This is a genomic window from Pseudomonas parasichuanensis, assembly GCF_021601385.1.
GTDB lineage: Bacteria > Pseudomonadota > Gammaproteobacteria > Pseudomonadales > Pseudomonadaceae > Aquipseudomonas > Aquipseudomonas parasichuanensis.
Genome location: NZ_BQHO01000046.1, coordinates 12,410 through 32,459, shown reverse-complemented (window position 1 = coordinate 32,459; position 20,050 = coordinate 12,410). Strand labels below are relative to the sequence as shown.

Here is a 20,050-nt window from a genome sequence, read left to right as displayed (position 1 = left end):
CGAAGGAGTGGGGGCAACAGCAGCTGCGCTGGTAGACTTATCCACAGTTGCTGGTAACAAAATCAGCAATCCGCCCTGGGTCAAATTTCAATCGGCAGGGTGGGTCAATTTTCCATCAGCGCCAACAGTTGAGCAAACATTGCCAGAAATAAGGTGTAAAAAAGGCACCCAAAGGTGCCTTTTCGGAAGGTTCGAGGAGTAGTCGCAGCGATCCTTTAACTCCCAGCCTTGCGACCTTGGGTTCAGAATCCGACCGGCTATGCCCGTCGTCACTACTTCAGAGAAACCAGCATTCTCTGCTGCCGAAATTGCGGGGGGGCCTTGCTGGTACCCAGTCCCAACGGATGCGCAGTTGCAGTCCTCGACTACAAGCCTATACAGCGTGACACACCTGTCAATTAGATTCTGAGGCGTAATTCCAAGTCGGGACAACGGCGTGCATCACTGCACCCCGCCAACCCGGATTGGTCACGAACAGGGTTACCCGCGACAGCTTTATTTCCCTTGCGACAGGTTTAATTCCCTAAATCTAAAAGGAATACCTTCGCTACAGCCTTACTCGACCGTCACCGATTTGGCCAGGTTACGCGGCTGGTCGACGTCGGTGCCCTTGAGCACGGCAACGTAATACGACAGCAGTTGCAACGGGATGGTGTAGAGGATCGGCGCCAGGGCGTCGGAAATGTGCGGCACCTTGATCACGTGGGTGCCCTCGCCGTTGCTCATGCCGGCGTTTTCGTCAGCGAACACCACCAGCTCGCCACCACGGGCGCGCACTTCCTGCAGGTTGGACTTGAGCTTTTCCAGCAGCTCGTTGTTCGGCGCCACGGTGACCACCGGCATGTCGTTGTCGACCAACGCCAACGGGCCATGCTTGAGCTCACCGGCCGGGTAGGCTTCGGCGTGGATATAGGAGATTTCCTTGAGCTTGAGCGCGCCTTCCATGGCCACCGGGTACTGTGCGCCACGGCCAAGGAACAGGGTGTGGTGCTTGTCGGCGAACAGCTCGGCGATCTTCTCCACCACACCGTCCATCGCCAGGGCTTCGCTCAGGCGGGCCGGCAGGCGGCGCAGCTCTTCCACCAGTTCCGCTTCTACACCAGCCTCCAACGTGCCACGCACCTGGCCCAAAGCCAGGGTGAGCAACATCAGCGACACCAGCTGGGTGGTGAAGGCCTTGGTGGAGGCGACGCCAATCTCTGGGCCGGCCAGGGTCAGCAGGGTCAGGTCGGATTCACGCACCAACGAGCTGATGCCCTTGTTGCAGATCGCCAGGCTACCGAGGAAGCCCAGCTCCTTGGCATTGCGCAGGGCGGCCAGGGTATCGGCGGTTTCGCCGGATTGCGAGATGGAGACGAACAGGGTGTCCTGCTGCACCACCACCTTGCGGTAGCGGAACTCGCTGGCCACTTCCACCTGGCAGGGAATGCCGGCCAGCTCTTCAAGCCAGTAACGGGCGACCATACCGGCGTGGTAGCTGGTGCCACAGGCAACGATCTGCACGTTACGCACCTTGGCGAACAACTCGGCGGCCTGCGGGCCGAAGGCCTGGACCATCACGTGGTCCTTGGCCAGACGGCCTTCGAGGGTACGCTGCACCACGGTCGGTTGCTCGTGGATTTCCTTGAGCATGAAGTGGCGATAGTTGCCCTTCTCTGCCGCCTCGGCGCCTTCGTGGTACTGCACCGTCTCGCGCTGAACCGGCTGGCCGGCCTGGTCCCAGATCTGTACCTGGTCACGGCGGATTTCGGCGATATCACCTTCCTCCAGGTACATGAAGCGGTCCGTGACCTGGCGCAGGGCCAACTGGTCGGAGGCCAGGAAGTTCTCGCCATGGCCCAGGCCGATCACCAGCGGGCTGCCACTACGGGCAGCGACCAGGCGATCTGGCTGGCTGGCGCTGATCACGGCCAGGCCATAGGCGCCGTGCAGGCGCTTGACTGCGGCCTTGAGGGCGTCGGTCAGGTCCGGGATGGTCTTGAGCAGGTGGTGGATGAGGTGAACGATCACCTCGGTGTCGGTTTGCGAGGTGAACACGTAACCCAGCTGCTTGAGCTCTTCGCGCAGGGCTTCGTGGTTTTCGATGATGCCGTTGTGCACCACGGCCACGTCATGGCCAGAGAAGTGCGGGTGGGCGTTGCCCTCGGTTGGAGCGCCGTGGGTGGCCCAACGGGTGTGGGCGATGCCCAGCTGGCCGGCCAGCGGGTCGGTAGCAACGGCGGCCTGCAGCTCGCTGACCTTGCCGATACGGCGGCGGCGCTCAAGGCCACCCTGCTGGCTGTAGACGGCCAGGCCGGCACTGTCATAACCGCGGTATTCCAGGCGCTTGAGGCCTTCGATGAGGATGGCTGTGATGTTGCGCTCGGCAACGGCACCAACGATTCCACACATGAGTTGTTGCTCCTAGCTGATAGCGGCGCAGATCAGATTGATGCCGCGGGCTTGAATGCGGTCGCGTGCCTCGGCGGGCAGGCGATCATCGGTAATAAGGGTGCTGACGCTGCTCCAGGGCAGCTCCAGGTTGGGGATCTTGCGGCCGACCTTGTCCGACTCGACCATCACGATCACCTCGCGGGCCACCTCGGCCATGACCCGGCTCAGACCCAGCAATTCGTTGAAGGTGGTGGTACCACGTTCCAGGTCGATGCCGTCGGCGCCGATGAACAGCTGGTCGAAATCGTATGAGCGTAGAACCTGCTCGGCCACCTGGCCCTGGAACGACTCCGAATGCGGGTCCCAGGTGCCGCCGGTCATCAGTAGCACCGGCTCGTGTTCCTGCTCGCTGATGGCACGGGCCACGTTGAGCGAGTTGGTCATCACCACCAGGCCCGGCTGGCGCCCAAGCTGGGGGATCATCGCTGCGGTGGTGCTGCCGCTGTCGATGATGATGCGCGCATGTTCACGGATGCGTTCGACGGCTGCACGGGCAATGGCCTGCTTGTACTGCGACACCGGCTGCACCGTATCCACCAGCAGCTCCTGGGGCATGGTCACGGCTCCACCGTAACGGCGCAAGAGCAGGCCGTTGGCTTCCAGGGCGGCGAGGTCCTTGCGGATGGTCACTTCCGAGGTTTCGAAACGTTTGGCCAGGGCATCGACGCTCACCTCGCCCTGCTCGGAGAGCAAAGCCAGGATGTTGTGGCGGCGCTGGGGAGTGTTTCGTTTCGACATGGCAGTTTTAAGTTTCGATTCGAAAGTTAAGTGGCGCAATCAAAACCTAAGAGAGCCGTTTAGTCAAGTGGTTACCCTGTAGGAGCGGCTTCAGCCGCGAACACTGGCAAAGCCGGTGCCATCCACGACGGCGCCTGTTTCGCGGCTAAAGCCGCTCCCACATGCACAGCCACAAAAAAGCCGGCTTATTCACATAAGCCGGCCTGTGCAAAAAGCGCTGTGGATAACTCAGCTCTTCTTGAGCTTCTCCGGCCGCTTCCAGCCTTCGATATTGCGCTGGCGCGCACGGGCCACGCCCAGCTGGCCGGCTTCGACCGTCTGGGTGATGGTCGAGCCCGCGGCAGTGGTGGCACCGGCCTGGATTTCCACAGGCGCCACCAGCGAGTTGTTGGAGCCGATGAACACGTCCTCGCCCATCACAGTGCGGAACTTGTTGGCGCCGTCGTAATTGCAGGTGATGGTGCCTGCACCGATATTGGTACGCGCGCCAATCTCGGCATCGCCCAAATAGGTCAGGTGGCCTGCCTTGGCCCCTTCGCCCAGGTGCGCGTTCTTCAACTCGACGAAGTTACCCACATGGGCCTTGGCCTCCAGCACGCTGCCTGGGCGCAGGCGGGCGAACGGGCCGGCATCGCTGCCCTCGCCCATCACCGCACCGTCGAGATGGCTGTTGGCCTTGATCACCACACCCTTGCGCAGGGTGCTGTCCTTGATCACGCAGTTGGGGCCGATCTGCACGTTGTCCTCGATGACCACCTTGCCTTCGAGGATGACGTTGACGTCGATCAGCACATCGCGCCCGACAGTGACCTCGCCACGCACATCGAAACGCGCCGGGTCGCGCAGGGTGACGCCCTGAGCCATCAGGCGGTGGCCAGCGCGCAGTTGATAGTGACGCTCCAGCTCCGACAGTTGGCGGCGGTCGTTGGCGCCCTGCACTTCCATCGGGTCGTGGGGCTGCTCGGTGGCGACCACCAGGCCATCGGCCACGGCCATGGCGATCACGTCGGTGAGGTAGTACTCGCCCTGGGCGTTGTTGTTGGACAGGCGGCCCATCCAGTCGGCCAGGCGCGCCGCCGGCATGGCGAGGATACCGGTGTTGCCCTCCTTGATTGCCTTCTGCGCTTCGCTGGCATCCTTGTGCTCGACGATGGCGGTGACATGGCCTTGCGCGTCACGCACGATGCGGCCATAGCCAGTCGGGTCGGCGAGGTTGACCGTCAGCAGGCCCAGTTGGCTGGCGCTGACCTTGGCCAGCAGGCGCTCCAGGGTTTCCACCTCGATCAGCGGCACGTCGCCATACAGCACCAGCACGGTATCGGCGGTGATTGCCGGCAGGGCCTGGGCCACGGCGTGGCCTGTGCCCAGCTGCTTGTCCTGCATGACGAAGTTCAGGTCGTCCGCGGCCAGGCGTTCACGCACCAGCTCCGCGCCATGGCCAATGACCACGTGAATACCCGTGGGCTGCAGCTGGCGGGCGCTGTGGATAACATGGCCAAGCATGGAGTTGCCGGCAACCGGGTGCAGCACCTTGGGCAGCGCCGAGCGCATACGGGTGCCTTGGCCTGCGGCGAGAATGACGATATCGAGGGACATTGACTGGCTACCAATCCTGGGCGGTCAGGGGGAATGACCGGGGACTAAATTCTTGAAAAAGAAAAAGGGTAGCCGAGGCTACCCTTTAACTCAATCGCAATGCAGGTGACCGGCACAAGCCAGATTACTTGCCTTTGCGCATTTGCTGGACAGTACGCAGCTGAGCTGCAGCCTCGGCCAGACGTGCGGCAGCAGCGCCGTAGTCGAAGTCCGAGCCTTTAGTGTTCAGCGCGTTCTCAGCAGCCTTGAGGGCTTCCTGAGCCTGAGCTTCGTCCAGGTCGGCAGCACGCTGCACGGTGTCGGCAAGAACCTTGACCATGTTCGGCTGCACTTCGAGGAAGCCACCGGAGATGTAGAACACCTCGTGAGTGCCACCCTGCTTGGTCAGCGTGATCGGACCAGGCTTGAGATTGGTGATCAGCGGCGCGTGGCCCGGAGCGATACCAAGATCACCCAGGTTACCGTGCGCAACTACCATCTCGACCAGGCCGGAGAAGATCTCTCCTTCCGCGCTGACGATGTCGCAATGGACTGTCATAGCCATCTGCTTGCCTCAACCTGATTAGCGCCCCTTGCGGGGCGCCGGGATTACAGTTTCTTGGCTTTCTCGATCGCTTCGTCGATGCTGCCGACCATGTAGAACGCTTGTTCTGGCAGGTGGTCGTAGTCACCTTTGAGGATGCCGCTGAAGCCAGCGATGGTGTCCTTGAGCGAAACGTACTTGCCTGGCGAGCCGGTGAAGACTTCGGCCACGAAGAACGGCTGCGACAGGAAGCGCTGGATCTTACGAGCGCGGGCTACCAGTTGCTTGTCGGTCTCGGACAGTTCGTCCATACCCAGGATGGCGATGATGTCCTTCAGCTCTTTGTAGCGCTGCAGAACATACTGAACGCCACGAGCGGTGTCGTAGTGCTCGTTGCCGATCACGTTCGGGTCCAGCTGGCGCGAAGTCGAGTCCAGTGGGTCGACCGCTGGGTAGATACCCAGGGAGGCGATGTCACGGGACAGAACGACGGTGGCGTCCAAGTGGGCGAAGGTGGTCGCTGGCGACGGGTCGGTCAGGTCGTCCGCAGGTACGTATACGGCCTGGACGGAGGTGATCGAACCTTCTTTGGTCGAAGTGATGCGCTCTTGCAGCACGCCCATCTCTTCGGCCAGGGTCGGCTGGTAACCTACTGCCGAAGGCATACGGCCCAGCAGTGCGGATACTTCGGTACCGGCCAGGGTGTAACGATAGATGTTGTCGACGAACAGCAGAACGTCGTTACCTTCGTCACGGAACTTCTCAGCCATGGTCAGGCCGGTCAGCGCTACGCGCAGACGGTTTCCTGGTGGCTCGTTCATCTGACCGTAGACCAGCGCTACCTTGTCGAGAACGTTGGAGTCCTTCATCTCGTGGTAGAAGTCGTTACCCTCACGAGTACGCTCACCCACACCAGCGAACACGGAATAACCGCTGTGTTCCATGGCGATGTTACGGATCAGTTCCATCATGTTTACGGTCTTGCCGACACCGGCACCACCGAACAGACCAACCTTACCACCCTTGGCGAACGGGCAAACCAGGTCGATAACCTTGATGCCGGTTTCCAGCAGGTCGTTACCGCCTGCCTGGTCAGCGAACGAAGGCGCTGGCTGGTGGATACCGCGACGCTCTTCTTCGCCGATCGGGCCGGCTTCGTCGATCGGGTTGCCCAGAACGTCCATGATACGGCCCAGAGTGGCCTTACCAACTGGAACGGAAATGGCAGCGCCGGTGTCAACGACATCCAGACCGCGCTTCAGGCCTTCGGTCGAGCCCATCGCAATGGTACGAACCACGCCGTCGCCCAGCTGCTGCTGAACTTCCAGGGTGGTTTCCGCGCCTTGTACTTTCAGCGCGTTGTAAACACTCGGCACGACGTCACGTGGGAATTCCACGTCGATGACGGCGCCGATGATTTGAACGATACGTCCGCTACTCATAGCTGGATCCTCTGAATTTTTGAACCGTTAAACCGCGGCAGCGCCGCCGACGATTTCCGAGATCTCCTGGGTGATCGCAGCCTGACGCGCCTTGTTGTAGATCAACTGCAGCTCTTTGATCAAATCACCGGCGTTGTCTGTGGCGTTCTTCATGGCGATCATCCGGGCCGCTTGTTCAGCAGCGTTGTTCTCGACCACCGCCTGGTACACCTGCGACTCCACGTAACGCACCATCAAGCCGTCCAGCAGCTCTTTTGCGTCGGGTTCGTACAGGTAATCCCAGTGGTGCTTGAGATCCTGATCCGGGGTTGCCACCAACGGTACCAATTGCTCGACCGTTGGTTTTTGGGTCATGGTATTGATGAACTTGTTCGAAACCACCGAAAGGCGATCGATACGGCCGTCCAGGTAGGCGTCCAGCATCACTTTGACGGAGCCGATCAGATCGTTGATCGATGGCTCTTCGCCCAGGTGGCTGATCGCGGCTACAACGTTGCCGCCAAAGATGCGGAAGAAAGTCGCACCCTTGCTGCCGATCACGCACAGGTCGATTTCCACGCCCTGTTCGCGGTTTGCGCTCATGTCCTTGACCAGGGCCTTGAACAGGTTGGTGTTCAAGCCACCGCACAGACCACGGTCACTGCTCACCACGATATAACCGGCGCGCTTTACAGGGCGCTCGATCATGAACGGGTGGCGGTATTCCGGGTTGGCGTTGGCCAGATGACCGATCACCTGGCGGATACGCTCCGCGTAAGGACGGCTAGCAGCCATGCGCATTTGTGCCTTGCGCATCTTGCTGACCGCCACTTTCTCCATGGCGCTGGTAATTTTTTGCGTGCTTTTGATGCTCGCAATCTTACTGCGAATCTCTTTTGCGCCTGCCATGTATCACCTATCAGGTTAGCAAGCGGGGGCCGGAGCCCCCGCTGCGGCTTACCAGGTCTGGGTGGCCTTGAACTTCTCGATACCGGCTTTCATGCCAGCGTCGATTTCGTCGTTGAAGTCACCCTTCACGTTGATCTTGGCCATCAGTTCGGCGTGATCACGGTTGAAGAAGGCGATCAGCGCTTGCTCGAAGCTGCCGACCTTGGAGACTTCTACGTCAGTCAGGAAACCACGCTCAGCGGCGTACAGCGACAGGGCCATGTCGGCGATCGACATTGGCGCGTACTGCTTCTGCTTCATCAGCTCGGTTACGCGCTGACCATGCTCCAGCTGCTTGCGGGTCGCTTCGTCCAGATCGGAAGCGAACTGGGCGAATGCAGCCAGTTCACGGTACTGAGCCAGAGCGGTACGGATACCACCGGACAGCTTCTTGATGATCTTGGTCTGAGCGGCACCACCTACGCGCGATACCGAAACACCGGCGTTCACTGCAGGGCGGATGCCCGAGTTGAACATGGCCGATTCCAGGAAGATCTGACCGTCGGTGATCGAGATCACGTTGGTCGGAACGAACGCGGAAACGTCGCCAGCCTGGGTTTCGATGATCGGCAGAGCGGTCAGGGAACCGGTTTTGCCGGTGACTGCGCCGTTGGTGAACTTCTCGACGTACTCTTCCGAAACGCGCGATGCACGCTCCAGCAGACGGGAGTGGAGATAGAACACGTCGCCTGGGTACGCTTCACGTCCTGGTGGACGGCGCAGCAGCAGGGAGATCTGACGGTAGGCAACGGCCTGCTTGGACAGGTCATCGTAGACGATCAGGGCGTCTTCACCGCGGTCACGGAAGAACTCGCCCATGGTGCAGCCGGCGTATGGCGCCAGGAACTGCAATGCGGCGGATTCCGAAGCACTGGCAACGACCACGATGGTGTTGGCCAGGGCGCCGGCTTCTTCCAGCTTGCGAACGATGTTGGCAACGGTGGAACGCTTTTGGCCGACTGCAACATAAACGCAGAAAATACCGGAGTCTTTCTGGTTGATGATGGCGTCGATGGCCATGGCGGTCTTGCCGATCTGACGGTCACCGATGATCAGCTCGCGCTGGCCACGGCCGACAGGGATCATGGCGTCGACGGACTTGTAGCCAGTCTGTACAGGCTGGTCTACCGACTTACGCCAGATCACGCCTGGGGCCACTTTCTCGACGGCGTCGGTCTGGGTGTTGCCCAGAGGACCTTTACCGTCGATCGGGTTGCCCAGTGCGTCAACGACGCGACCCAGCAGTTCCTTACCAACCGGAACTTCCAGGATGCGGCCGGTGCACTTGGCGCTCATGCCTTCGGCGAGGGTGTCATAGGCACCCAGGATCACTGCACCTACGGAGTCTTGCTCCAGGTTCAGGGCCATGCCGAACACGCTGCCAGGGAACTCGATCATTTCGCCGTACATGACGTCGGCCAGACCGTGGATCCGCACGATACCGTCGGATACCGAAACAACGGTACCTTCGTTACGGGCTTGGGAGCCGACATCGAGTTTCTCGATGCGACCCTTGATGATTTCACTAATTTCGGAAGGATTGAGTTGCTGCATTGCTCTGCTGCCCCTTCAAACTCAAGATTTCAATGCTTCGGCCAGTTTCGCGATTTTGCCGCGAACCGAGCCATCGATTACCAGGTCGCCGGCGCGGATAACGACGCCGCCGATCAGGCTGGCATCCTCCGTCGCGTGCAGGCGCACTTCCCGGCTGAGCCGTGCACTGAGAACCTTGGCGAGTTTGTCTTGCTGTTCTTGGTTCAACGCAAAAGCACTGGTGACTTCCACGTCCACGGATTTCTCTTGCTCGGCCTTGTACAGGTCGAACAGGGCGGCAATCTCCGGCAACAGCAGGAGACGGTCGTTTTCCGCGGCAACATGAATGAAATTCTGTGCCTGTGCATCGAACTTGTCACCGCACACTTCGATGAATGCGGCGGCCTTGTTTGCGCTAGTCAGTTGCGGGGCCTTGAGCAGGCGCTGCATGGTGTCGTCTTGCGACACCGCAGCAGCCAGGCCGAGCATGGCTGACCAATTGGCCAGTTGCTGATGGGCCTGGGCGTGCTCGAAGGCAGCCTTAGCGTAAGGTCGGGCCAACGTGGTCAGTTCTGCCATGATCGCCCTCGCTTAAATTTCAGCGGCCAGTTTGTTAACCAGCTCCGCATGCGCGTTTTGATCGATTGTGGCGCCAAGGATCTTTTCAGCACCGCCAACGGCCAGGGCACCCACTTGGGCACGCAGGGCGTCTTTGACGCTGTTCAGTTCCTGTTCGATCTCGGCCAGAGCCTGAGCCTTCACACGGTCAGCTTCGACGCGAGCCTGTTCACGGGCTTCGTCTACAAGCTGAGCAGCGCGTTTCTTGCTTTGCTCAATGATTTCAGCTGCCTGTGCCTTCGCTTCACGCAGTTGCTGACCCGCTTTCTCTTGGGCCAGCTCCAGGTCGCGAGCTGCGCGGTTGGCAGCGTCCAAGCCGTCGGCAATCTTCTTTTGGCGCTCTTGCAGGGCAGTGATGACCGGAGGCCATACGTACTTCATGCAGAAGAGTACAAAAATCAGGAAAGCAACGGATTGGCCAATCAGGGTTGCATTAATGTTCACGCCAACACCTCGCTCGGTCTTTGTTCATCACAGCAATCAACTCGTAAAAACGAGTGATTAGCCGGCGATCTGACCAACGAAGGGGTTTGCGAAGGTGAAGAACAGAGCGATACCAACACCGATCATGGTTACGGCGTCGAGCAGACCGGCAACGATGAACATTTTGACCTGCAGCATTGGAACCATTTCTGGCTGGCGAGCAGCGCCTTCCAGGAACTTGCCGCCCAGCAGGCCGAAACCAATGGCGGTACCCAGAGCACCCAGGCCGATCAGCAGAGCAACAGCGATAGCGGTCAGACCAACTACAGTTTCCATCTTTCCTCCCGACTTTTACGTCGTATTGGTTAGGTTTTTAGTTTGAAGCGGTAAAACAAATCGTTTGGTACAGCATGCCCTTGCGGACTTTTTAAGCCCTCCCCCAAACGGGCGGGGAAGGCTATCAGACACGCCAGGCGGTCTTAATGGTTATCTTCGTGCGCCATCGACAGGTAGACGATGGTCAGCATCATGAAGATGAATGCTTGCAGGGTGATGATCAGGATGTGGAACACCGCCCACGCCCATTGCAGCACCACACCCAGGCCGCTCAGCCAGAGCAGGCCGGAACCGAACATCACGGCGATCAGGATGAACACCAGTTCGCCGGCGTACATGTTGCCGAACAGACGCAGTGCCAGCGAGATCGGCTTGGCGATCAGGGTGACGAATTCGAGCAGGAAGTTCACCGGGATCAGCAGGATCTGCACGAAGATGTTCTTGCTACCGAACGGGTGCAGGGTGAGCTCGCCGATGAAACCGCCCAGGCCCTTGACCTTGATGCTGTAGAAGATGATCAGGGCGAACACGCTGAAGGCCATGGCCAGCGTGGCGTTCGGGTCGGTGGTCGACACGGCGCGGAACGGAATGTGCGGGTCACCGGAGATCAGGATCGCCAGCTGAGGAATCCAGTCGACCGGTACCAGGTCGACGGCGTTCATCAGGAATACCCAGACGAAGATGGTCAGCGCCAGCGGGGCGATCACCGGGCTGCGGCCGTGGAAGGAGTCCTTCACGCTGCCGTGGACGAAATCGACCATCACTTCGACAAAGTTTTGCAGACCGCCAGGCTGGCCGGAGGTCGCCTTCTTCGCCGCCATGCGGAAGATGAACAGGAAGATCAGGCCCAGCGCAACCGACCAGCCAAGGGTGTCCACGTGGAACGCCCAGAAGCCCATTGCCTTGGCTTCTGCAGCCGAATGGGCAAAGCCCCAGCTGCCGTCTGGTAGTTGACCGTAGGTCAGGTTCTGCAAGTGGTGCTGGATATAGCCCGAAGCGGTTTCTGCTGCCATGGTTGCCTCAAACGCCCTAAGGTCTCGAAAGTCTTTTATTCATCAGCAGGGGCGCGAACCAGCTGACCATAAGGGTCAGCACGAAGACGCCGAATACTGCCAGCGGCGCCAATGGCTTCACTCCTGCAAAGGTCAGTGCGAACAGCACTGCCGTCAAAATCATCTTGCCTGCCTCGCCAGCGTAAAACGACTTGACGATGGCCTGCGCCGCTCGGGCTCCGCTGAAGCGAAAAGCCTTCCAGGCGAAATACATATTGGGCAGCCAGGCAATCAGCCCTCCGCAGAGGCCTGAATATCCACTGACTACCCCTTTCCACTGCCACAACACCAATGTTGCCAACAGAAGCACTACAAATTGAGCCAGCAGTACCGGAAAAACCGCCCAGCGATGGAAAGGCAGGCGGTTTGGCGTGCGGATTTCCATCACAACTGCTCCTCGGAAGTCGACTACCTGGTCAGCAATGACTTGGCATAATTTGTGCCGACAAAATGCGCGCAGAGTATAGGGGCGGATTAACCCCTATTCAACTATTGGGTAGTGATTTCCGACTGCACGCTACAACGGGAATTGTTTCAGCGGATGTGTGCTAGCACACCTTGCAACTCGTCAAGCGAGTTGTAACGGATGACCAACTGGCCCTTGCCCTTGTTGCCATGGCGGATTTGTACCGCCGAGCCCAGGCGCTCTGCCAGACGCTGTTCGAGGCGGGCGATATCCGGATCAGGTTTGCTCGGCTCGACCGGATCAGATTTGCCGTTGAGCCACTGGCGCACCAATGCCTCGGTTTGGCGCACGGTGAGGCCACGTGCGACAACATGACGCGCCCCTTCTTCCTGACGATCTTCTTCAAGACCGAGCAAGGCACGGGCGTGGCCCATCTCCAGGTCGCCGTGGGCGAGCATGGTCTTGATCGCCTCGGGCAGCGAGATCAGGCGCAGCAGGTTGGCGACGGTCACCCGCGACTTGCCGACGGCATCGGCCACTTGCTGCTGGGTCAGCTCGAACTCGTGCTGCAGGCGCTGCAGGGCAATCGCTTCTTCCAGCGGGTTGAGGTCCTCACGCTGGATATTCTCGATCAGCGCCATGGCGATGGCAGCCTCGTCGGGCACCTCGCGGACCATGGCCGGAATGCTGTCCAGGCCGGCCTGCTGGGTGGCGCGCCAGCGGCGCTCACCGGCGATGATCTCGTAACGGTTGTCGCCGATAGGGCGGACCACGATCGGTTGCATGACGCCGTGGTTGCGGATCGAGTGCGCCAGTTCTTCCAGCGCCTCGGGGTCCATGTCACGGCGAGGCTGGTACTTGCCGCGCTGGATCAGCTCCACCGGCAGCTGTTGCAGTTCTTTCTGGTCGATCTTGACAGCCTGCTCTTCGAGCGCGCTGACGGAAGGACCACTGAGCAGTGCATCCAACCCACGTCCGAGACCGCGTTTCTTGATGGCCATGCGGATTCCTTAAGTTGTTTGTGCAGTGCGTGATGGACGGCGCTGACGGCGAACCAGTTCCCCGGCAAGCGCAAGATAGGCGAGCGCGCCACGGGATTGCTTGTCATAGGCCAGCGCCGGCATGCCGAAACTCGGCGCCTCGGCCAGGCGGATGTTGCGCGGGATCACCGTGTCGTACAGCTGGTCGCCGAAGTGTTCCTTGAGCTGCGCCGACACATCGTTGTTGAGGCTCAGGCGCGGGTCGTACATGGTCCGCAACAGGCCTTCGATCTTCAATGCCGGGTTCAACCGTGCGGCGATGCGCTTGATGTTATCCACAAGGTCGCTGAGCCCTTCCAGTGCGTAGTACTCGCACTGCATGGGGATGATCACGCCATCGGAGGCGACCAGGGCGTTGAGGGTGAGCATCGACAGCGACGGCGGGCAGTCGATGAGGATGTAGTCGTAGCTCTCGCGGATCGGCGCCAGGGCGTTGCGCAGGCGGCTTTCCTTCATCTGCATCTCGAGCAGCACCACCTCGGCGGCGGTAAGGTCGCGGTTGGCCGGCAGCAGCTGGTAACCACCGTGCTCGGAGTAGTGCATGGCCTGGGTCAGGTCGCACTCCCCGATCAGCAGGTCGTACACCGAATGTTCGAGCTCGTGCTTATCCACACCGCTGCCCATGGTGGCGTTGCCCTGTGGATCGAGGTCGATCAGCAGCACGCGGCGCTTGGTCGCGGCCAGCGATGCGGCGAGATTGATACAGGTGGTGGTCTTGCCCACACCACCTTTCTGGTTCGCGATTGCGAATACCTTAGCCATTGTTGCGTGTGTTCCCAGTCATGCCTTGCGGCGCAGTATCAGCAGATGGCGCTGGCCCTGGCAACCTGGAACGGTCAGGGCCTGCTCGCTTTCCACTGTGAAGTCTGCGGGCAATGCTACCAGTTCATCGGCAGGATGCAGCCCTTTCATTGCAAGCCATTGCGTGCGGGCGTCACCCAGGTGGCGGGTCCAGTTGGTGAAATTTTCCATGCTGCTGAAAGCGCGCGAGATGATCCCGCAGAACGGCTGCTCGGGCTGGACCTCTTCGACCCGGCTGTGGATAACAGTGAGGTTGTCCAGTTTCAGCTCCATTTTCACCTGGGTCAGGAAACGGGTCTTCTTGCCGTTGCTGTCGAGCACCGTCACCTGCTTGTGCGGGTGCAGGATAGCCAAGGGGATACCGGGCATGCCGCCGCCGCTGCCGACATCCAGCCAGCGCTGGGTGTCCTTGTGGATAAACGGCATGACGCTGAGGCTGTCGAGCAGGTGGCGCGACACCATCTCGTCCGGATCGCGCACGGCGGTCAGGTTGTAGGCCTTGTTCCATTTGATCAACAGGGCCAGGTAGCCCAGCAGCAGTTCGTGCTGCTGCGCGCTCAGCTCGACACCGAGCTGGCGCGCACCTGTGGACAACTCTTCGGCGTGTTGCGGGGTGACCAGGGAACTCAAGCGCTTTGCTCCAATTCGCGGCCTGCGCCGCGTTTTTTCAAGTGAATCAGCAACAGGGAAATCGCCGCGGGCGTGACACCCGGGATACGCGAAGCCTGGCCAAGCGTCTCTGGACGGGTTTCGCCAAGCTTGCCCTGGATCTCCTTGGACAGGCCGGAAATCGAGGTGTAGTCGATATCCACAGGCAGGCGGGTGTCTTCGCTGGCGCGCAGGCGGGCGATCTCGTCCTGTTGGCGGTCGATGTAGCCTGCGTACTTGGTCTTGATCTCGACCTGCTCGGCAACCTGTGGATCGATCACTTCGCCGCCGGTCGCTTCGATCAGGCCAGCGTAGTCGACTTCCGGACGGGCCAGCAGGTTGAGCAGGCTGTATTCGTGGTTCAGTGGGGTAGAGAACTTATCCACAATGGCCTGCCCTTGTGGCGTGCCCGGGCGTACCCAAGTGCTCTTCAGGCGCTGCTCTTCGCGCTCGATACCTTCGCGCTTGGCGCTGAAGGCGGCCCAGCGCTCGTCGTCGATCAAACCCAGCTCGCGGCCTTTCTCGGTCAGGCGCAGGTCGGCGTTGTCTTCGCGCAGGATCAGCCGGTATTCGGCGCGCGAGGTGAACATGCGGTAGGGCTCTTGCGTACCCAGGGTGATCAGGTCGTCGACCAGTACGCCGATGTAGGCCTCGTCACGGCGCGGGCACCAGCTTTCTCGGCCCTGCGCGCGCAGCGCGGCGTTGGTCCCGGCCAGCAGGCCCTGGGCGCCGGCTTCTTCGTAACCGGTGGTGCCGTTGATCTGCCCCGCGAAGAACAGGCCGCCGATGACCTTGGTCTCGAGGCTGTACTTGAGGTCGCGCGGGTCGAAGTAGTCGTACTCGATGGCGTAGCCCGGGCGAACGATGTGGGCGTTTTCCATGCCGCGGATCGAGCGGACCAGCTCCAGCTGTACGTCGAATGGCAGCGAAGTCGAGATGCCGTTGGGGTACAGCTCATGGGTGGTCAGGCCTTCCGGCTCGATGAACACCTGGTGGCTTTCCTTGTCGGCGAAGCGGTGGATCTTGTCTTCGATCGACGGGCAATAGCGCGGGCCGATGCCTTCGATCACACCCGAGTACATCGGCGAACGGTCGAGGTTCGAGGCAATGATCTCGTGGGTGCGCGCGTTGGTGTGGGTAATCCAGCAGCTCACCTGGCGTGGGTGCATCTGCGCGTTGCCCATGAACGACATTACCGGGATCGGCGTGTCGCCAGGTTGCTCGGTCATCACCGAGAAATCCACGGAACGGCCATCGATGCGCGGCGGTGTGCCGGTTTTCAGCCGGCCGACGCGCAGCGGCAGTTCACGCATGCGGTGGGCCAGGGCAATCGAAGGCGGGTCGCCGGCGCGACCGCCGGAATGGTTCTGCAGGCCGATGTGGATAAGTCCGCCGAGGAAGGTGCCGGTGGTCAGTACCACGCTCTCGGCGAAGAAACGCAGGCCCATTTGCGTGACCACGCCCTTCACCTGGTCCTGTTCGACGATCAGGTCGTCGCAGGACTGCTGGAATATCCACAGGTTCGGCTGGTTTTCCAGGATTTCGCGCACCACCGCCTTGTAGATGGCGCGGTCGGCCTGTGCCCGTGTGGCGCGGACGGCCGGGCCCTTGCGGTTGTTCAGGATACGGAACTGGATGCCGCTCTTGTCGGTGGCCAGCGCCATGGCGCCGCCGAGCGCGTCGATCTCTTTGACCAGGTGGCTTTTACCGATGCCACCGATGGCCGGGTTGCAGCTCATGTGACCGAGGGTTTCCACGTTATGGGTCAACAGCAGGGTTTTCACACCCATGCGTGCAGACGCAAGCGCAGCCTCGGTACCGGCATGGCCGCCGCCGATGACGATCACTTCAAAACGGGAAGGGAAATCCACCACGCACCTCGTGCCTGTTTTTACGAATAGAGAAGGTAAGCGGACAAGTATAGGGACTTCCCCCCCTTCAAAGAAACCGTCTGAGCAAATTTTGACCAGGCTGTGGATGAGTGGCAGGCAATAGAAATCAAAGAAGAAAAATTTATAAAAGCTTTGTTTTTATGTTTATGTTTAGGGCCCTACCTGCCTGTTGATAACTGCCTTTAGCCCGCTAACTACGTGATGTACAGCGATTCATAACCCTGGGCCTAAGTAGCCCTGTGGGGTCTGGACAAGGTTGTTTAACCTGTGGATGAAAGTGGCTGTTACCCACAGGCCGCATTTTCCTCAACAAAAAAGCGCGGTTATCAACGGAGCTGAAGGCGAGTTTTCCACAGAGTACAGGCGAGCGTCGCCCTGCCTGTTGATGAAAATTTCAGGCGACGAACGGTCGTATAGCGAGGGATCAGGAGGGGGAATTACCACAGGGTCCCCCGCAACAAGCGCCAGGCAGCGCTTGCAGGGGGAGCCGGGAAGGGATTACTTGCCGATGCAGAAGCTGGAGAAGATTCGCCCCAGCAGATCGTCCGAGCTGAAGGCCCCGGTGATTTCACCCAGGGCTTGCTGAGCCTGACGCAGGTCTTCGGCCAGCAACTCACCCGCGCCGGCAAGGGTCAGCTGTGCACGACCGTGCTCAAGATGGCTACCGGCCTGGCGCAGTGCTTCCAGGTGGCGACGGCGCGCACTGAAGCTGCTTTCCGCGGTCTGTTCGTAGCCCATGCAGGCCTTGAGATGATCACGCAGCAAGTCCAGGCCCATGTCGGTGTCATTGGCGCTCAGGGTGATGGTTGCATGCCCGTCGTCACTCAGCTCAAGGCCAACCTGCTCGCCACTGAGGTCAGCCTTGTTGCGGATCAGCGTGACCTTGGCCGGGTCCGGTCGCTGGTCGAGGAATTCTGGCCACAGGGCAAAAGGATCGCTGGCTTCAGGGGCCGTGGAGTCGACCACCAAAAGCACCCGATCCGCCTCGTTGATGGCCTTCAGCGCCCGCTCCACACCGATCTTTTCCACATGGTCATCGGTATCGCGCAGGCCGGCAGTGTCGACCACGTGCAGCGGCATGCCGTCGATGTGGATATGTTCACGCAGGATGTCCCGGGTAGTACCGGCGATATCGGTGACGATCGCCGCTTCACGGCCCGCCAGCTGGTTGAGCAGGCTGGACTTGCCGGCGTTCGGCCGGCCAGCGATGACCACGGTCATGCCATCGCGCAGCAAGGCGCCCTGCCCGGCTTCGCGCTGCACTGTGGACAACTCGGTGCGCACATCATCGAGCATGCGCAACACATGGCCGTCGGCGAGGAAGTCGATTTCCTCTTCCGGGAAGTCGATGGCGGCTTCAACGTAGATGCGCAAGGCAATCAGCGCCTCGGTCAGCCCATGCACACGCTTGGAGAACGCCCCCTGCAGCGAGCGCAAGGCATTGCGCGCGGCCTGGGTAGAGCTCGCCTCGATCAGGTCGGCAATGGCCTCGGCCTGGGCCAGGTCGAGCTTGTCATTGAGGAACGCACGCTCGCTGAACTCGCCCGGGCGGGCCAGACGGCAGCCCAACTGGAGACAGCGCTGCAGCAGCATGTCCATCACCACGGGGCCACCGTGGCCCTGCAGTTCCAACACATCTTCACCGGTGAACGAATTCGGCCCGGGGAAGAACAGCGCGATGCCTTCGTCCAGCACCAGGCCATCGGCATCGCGGAACGGGCCGTAGTGGGCGTGGCGCGGGGTCAGGCTGCGGCCGGTGATGGTGTGTCCGGCCTGGCTGGCCAGTGGGCCGGACAAACGGACGATACCGACACCGCCGCGGCCCTGGGCGGTGGCGATGGCGGCAATGGTTTCACGCACAGTGTTCATGCTCGAAGCCTCTACAACGAATTCGAAAGACAGATAGCAAAAACGCCCCACGAGGGGGCGTTTTTATTCACAGGCTAGCGTAGCGGCCTGTCAAGCGGCTGCGTTTTTGGTCGCGGCCTCGATACGGCGAGTGATGTACCACTGCTGGCTGATCGACAGGCAGTTGTTCACAACCCAGTACAGCACCAGGCCGGCCGGGAACCACAGGAAGAAGAAGGTGAAGATGATCGGCATCATTTTCATCACCTTGGCCTGCATCGGATCCGGCGGCGTCGGGTTCAGGCGCTGCTGGATGAACATGGTCGCGCCCATGATGATCGGCAGGATGAAGAACGGATCCTTGATCGACAGGTCGGTGATCCACAGCAGCCACGGCGCCTGGCGCATCTCGACACTTTCCAGCAGTACCCAGTACAGGGCCAGGAACACCGGCATCTGCACCAGGATCGGCAGGCAGCCGCCCAGCGGGTTGATCTTCTCTTTCTTGTACAGCTCCATCATCGCCTGGGACATCTTCTGGCGATCGTCACCGAAGCGTTCCTTCAGTGCGGCAAGCTTCGGCGCCACGGCACGCATGCGCGCCATCGAGCGATAGCTGGCAGCCGACAGCGGGAAGAACAGGCCTTTGATGAGCATGGTCAGGACGATGATCGACCAGCCCCAGTTACCCAGCAGGCTGTGGATATGTTGCAGCAGCCAGAAGATCGGCTGGGCGATGAACCACAGGAAGCCGTAGTCGACGGTCAGTTCCAGGCCTGGGGACAACTCTTTGAGCTTGGACTGGATCTTCGGGCCGGCGTACAGCATGGCGCTGGTTTCGACCTTGCCGCCAGCAGGAACGCTGAGTGCCGGGCCGGTGTAACCGATGATGTAGTTGCCCTGGCTGTCCTTGCGGGTCTGGACGGCGTTGTTGTCGCCCTTGCTCGGGATCCAGGCGGTCACGAAGTAGTGCTGCAGCCAGGCTACCCAGCCGCCGGTCACATTTTCTTTCAAACTGCCCTTGTCGATGTCTTTCATCGACACTTTCTTGTAGGGCTCGGCAGCTGTCCACAGGGCGGCGCCCAGGTAGGTAGCGGTACCGGTGGCAGTGCTCGACGACGGGTCGCCGCTGGCGTCGCGCTTGAGCTGGGCGAACAGGTTGCCGTTCCACGCCTGGCCGCTCTGGTTGTCGATCAGGTAGCTGACGGTCAGGTCGTACTCACCGCGCTTGAGGCTGAAGCGCTTGATGTAGTTGACGCCGTTTTCGCTGAACTTCAGGTCGACCACCAGTTGATCCTGGCCGTCGGCCAGCTGGAAGCTCTTCTGCTCTGCGGCATACAGCGGGCGACCCGTGGCACGGGCATCCGGGCCGTTGGCGCCGGTCAGGCCGCTTTGCGCCAGGTAGACACGCTCGCCACCGTTGTCGAACAGCTGGAACGGAATGTCCGGATGGTCCTGACGACGTGGGTATTTCGGCAGGGTCAGCTGGACGATGTCACCACCGACCGGGTCGATAGCCAGGTCCAGGACGTCGGTCTTGACGCGGATCAGGTCCTTGCTGACTGCAACCGGAGCAAGTTCCGCAGGGCTGGATTCAGCATTGGCGCTCGGCACATCGGCGCTGGCGCCGGCGGTTCCGGCCGGGACGGTATCCGGCAGGGCCGGGGCAGCAGTGCTGGCAGCAGTATTCTGAGTCGGCAGGGCAGCCTGGCCGTAGTCCTGGTTCCATTTGAGGACCATGACGTAGGACACGATTGCCAGGGCGACGATCAGGATCGTGCGTTTAATATCCAT

At 60.7% G+C, this 20,050-nt stretch carries 19 protein-coding genes; 1 reads left to right on the top strand and 18 read right to left on the bottom strand.

What is annotated here, in order from left to right; genetic code table 11:
* Positions 1 to 202 (top strand): hypothetical protein (locus L6D77_RS25110; RefSeq protein WP_236170189.1); only part of this gene is annotated, 202 nt, incomplete at its 5' end.
* Positions 203 to 555: 353 nt separating this feature from the next.
* On the opposite strand, the gene glmS is transcribed toward L6D77_RS25110, so the two are convergent.
* The 18 genes from glmS to yidC form a co-directional block, all read right to left on the bottom strand.
* Positions 556 to 2,391 (bottom strand): glutamine--fructose-6-phosphate transaminase (isomerizing), encoded by a 1,836-nt coding sequence (gene glmS / locus L6D77_RS25105; RefSeq protein ID WP_232885473.1) that lies wholly within the window; start codon positions 2,389 to 2,391, stop codon positions 556 to 558.
* 12 nt (positions 2,392 to 2,403) lie between these two features.
* The gene (locus tag L6D77_RS25100) at positions 2,404 to 3,171 is read right to left on the bottom strand and encodes a DeoR/GlpR family DNA-binding transcription regulator (protein ID WP_232885472.1); all 768 of its coding nucleotides are present in this window, start codon (positions 3,169 to 3,171) and stop codon (positions 2,404 to 2,406) included.
* A 228-nt stretch (positions 3,172 to 3,399) separates the two neighbouring features.
* Complete coding sequence (glmU, locus tag L6D77_RS25095; protein WP_232885471.1) at positions 3,400 to 4,767, bottom strand: bifunctional UDP-N-acetylglucosamine diphosphorylase/glucosamine-1-phosphate N-acetyltransferase GlmU; 1,368 nt, start codon at positions 4,765 to 4,767, stop codon at positions 3,400 to 3,402.
* Between the two features lie 124 nt (positions 4,768 to 4,891).
* Positions 4,892 to 5,311, bottom strand: a complete 420-nt coding sequence (locus L6D77_RS25090) for a F0F1 ATP synthase subunit epsilon (RefSeq protein ID WP_232885470.1) — start codon at positions 5,309 to 5,311, stop codon at positions 4,892 to 4,894.
* Positions 5,312 to 5,355: 44 nt separating this feature from the next.
* Positions 5,356 to 6,732, bottom strand: a complete 1,377-nt coding sequence (gene atpD, locus L6D77_RS25085; protein ID WP_016489910.1) for a F0F1 ATP synthase subunit beta — start codon at positions 6,730 to 6,732, stop codon at positions 5,356 to 5,358.
* A 27-nt stretch (positions 6,733 to 6,759) separates the two neighbouring features.
* A complete protein-coding gene (gene atpG / locus L6D77_RS25080) occupies positions 6,760 to 7,620 on the bottom strand; it encodes a F0F1 ATP synthase subunit gamma (RefSeq protein ID WP_003253195.1) in 861 nt (286 codons plus the stop codon).
* Positions 7,621 to 7,668: 48 nt separating this feature from the next.
* Positions 7,669 to 9,213, bottom strand: a complete 1,545-nt coding sequence (atpA, locus tag L6D77_RS25075) for a F0F1 ATP synthase subunit alpha (RefSeq protein ID WP_110994047.1) — start codon at positions 9,211 to 9,213, stop codon at positions 7,669 to 7,671.
* Between the two features lie 21 nt (positions 9,214 to 9,234).
* The gene (locus L6D77_RS25070) at positions 9,235 to 9,771 is read right to left on the bottom strand and encodes a F0F1 ATP synthase subunit delta (RefSeq protein ID WP_232885469.1); all 537 of its coding nucleotides are present in this window, start codon (positions 9,769 to 9,771) and stop codon (positions 9,235 to 9,237) included.
* A 12-nt stretch (positions 9,772 to 9,783) separates the two neighbouring features.
* Positions 9,784 to 10,254 carry a F0F1 ATP synthase subunit B gene (locus tag L6D77_RS25065; RefSeq protein ID WP_232885468.1) on the bottom strand — a complete coding sequence of 157 codons (471 nt, stop codon included), beginning with the start codon at positions 10,252 to 10,254 and terminating at the stop codon, positions 9,784 to 9,786.
* 57 nt (positions 10,255 to 10,311) lie between these two features.
* Positions 10,312 to 10,569, bottom strand: a complete 258-nt coding sequence (gene atpE / locus L6D77_RS25060) for a F0F1 ATP synthase subunit C (RefSeq protein WP_003097235.1) — start codon at positions 10,567 to 10,569, stop codon at positions 10,312 to 10,314.
* A 143-nt stretch (positions 10,570 to 10,712) separates the two neighbouring features.
* The gene (gene atpB / locus L6D77_RS25055; RefSeq protein WP_232885467.1) at positions 10,713 to 11,582 is read right to left on the bottom strand and encodes a F0F1 ATP synthase subunit A; all 870 of its coding nucleotides are present in this window, start codon (positions 11,580 to 11,582) and stop codon (positions 10,713 to 10,715) included.
* A gap of 16 nt (positions 11,583 to 11,598) precedes the next feature.
* Complete coding sequence (locus tag L6D77_RS25050; RefSeq protein ID WP_232885466.1) at positions 11,599 to 12,006, bottom strand: F0F1 ATP synthase subunit I; 408 nt, start codon at positions 12,004 to 12,006, stop codon at positions 11,599 to 11,601.
* A 149-nt stretch (positions 12,007 to 12,155) separates the two neighbouring features.
* Complete coding sequence (locus tag L6D77_RS25045; protein WP_232885465.1) at positions 12,156 to 13,028, bottom strand: ParB/RepB/Spo0J family partition protein; 873 nt, start codon at positions 13,026 to 13,028, stop codon at positions 12,156 to 12,158.
* A 9-nt stretch (positions 13,029 to 13,037) separates the two neighbouring features.
* Positions 13,038 to 13,829, bottom strand: coding sequence for a ParA family protein (locus L6D77_RS25040; RefSeq protein ID WP_110994053.1), 792 nt, complete (start codon positions 13,827 to 13,829; stop codon positions 13,038 to 13,040).
* Between the two features lie 18 nt (positions 13,830 to 13,847).
* Positions 13,848 to 14,498, bottom strand: coding sequence for a 16S rRNA (guanine(527)-N(7))-methyltransferase RsmG (gene rsmG, locus L6D77_RS25035; protein ID WP_232885464.1), 651 nt, complete (start codon positions 14,496 to 14,498; stop codon positions 13,848 to 13,850).
* The gene (mnmG, locus tag L6D77_RS25030; RefSeq protein WP_232885463.1) at positions 14,495 to 16,387 is read right to left on the bottom strand and encodes a tRNA uridine-5-carboxymethylaminomethyl(34) synthesis enzyme MnmG; all 1,893 of its coding nucleotides are present in this window, start codon (positions 16,385 to 16,387) and stop codon (positions 14,495 to 14,497) included. Before mnmG ends, rsmG begins: the two co-directional genes overlap by 4 nt.
* Positions 16,388 to 16,906: 519 nt before the next feature.
* Positions 16,907 to 18,277: a tRNA uridine-5-carboxymethylaminomethyl(34) synthesis GTPase MnmE gene (gene mnmE, locus L6D77_RS25025; protein ID WP_232885462.1), complete on the bottom strand. Its 1,371-nt coding sequence runs from the start codon at positions 18,275 to 18,277 to the stop codon at positions 16,907 to 16,909.
* Positions 18,278 to 18,367: 90 nt separating this feature from the next.
* On the bottom strand, positions 18,368 to 20,050 hold the full coding sequence (gene yidC / locus L6D77_RS25020; RefSeq protein WP_232885461.1) for a membrane protein insertase YidC: 1,683 nt from the start codon (positions 20,048 to 20,050) through the stop codon (positions 18,368 to 18,370).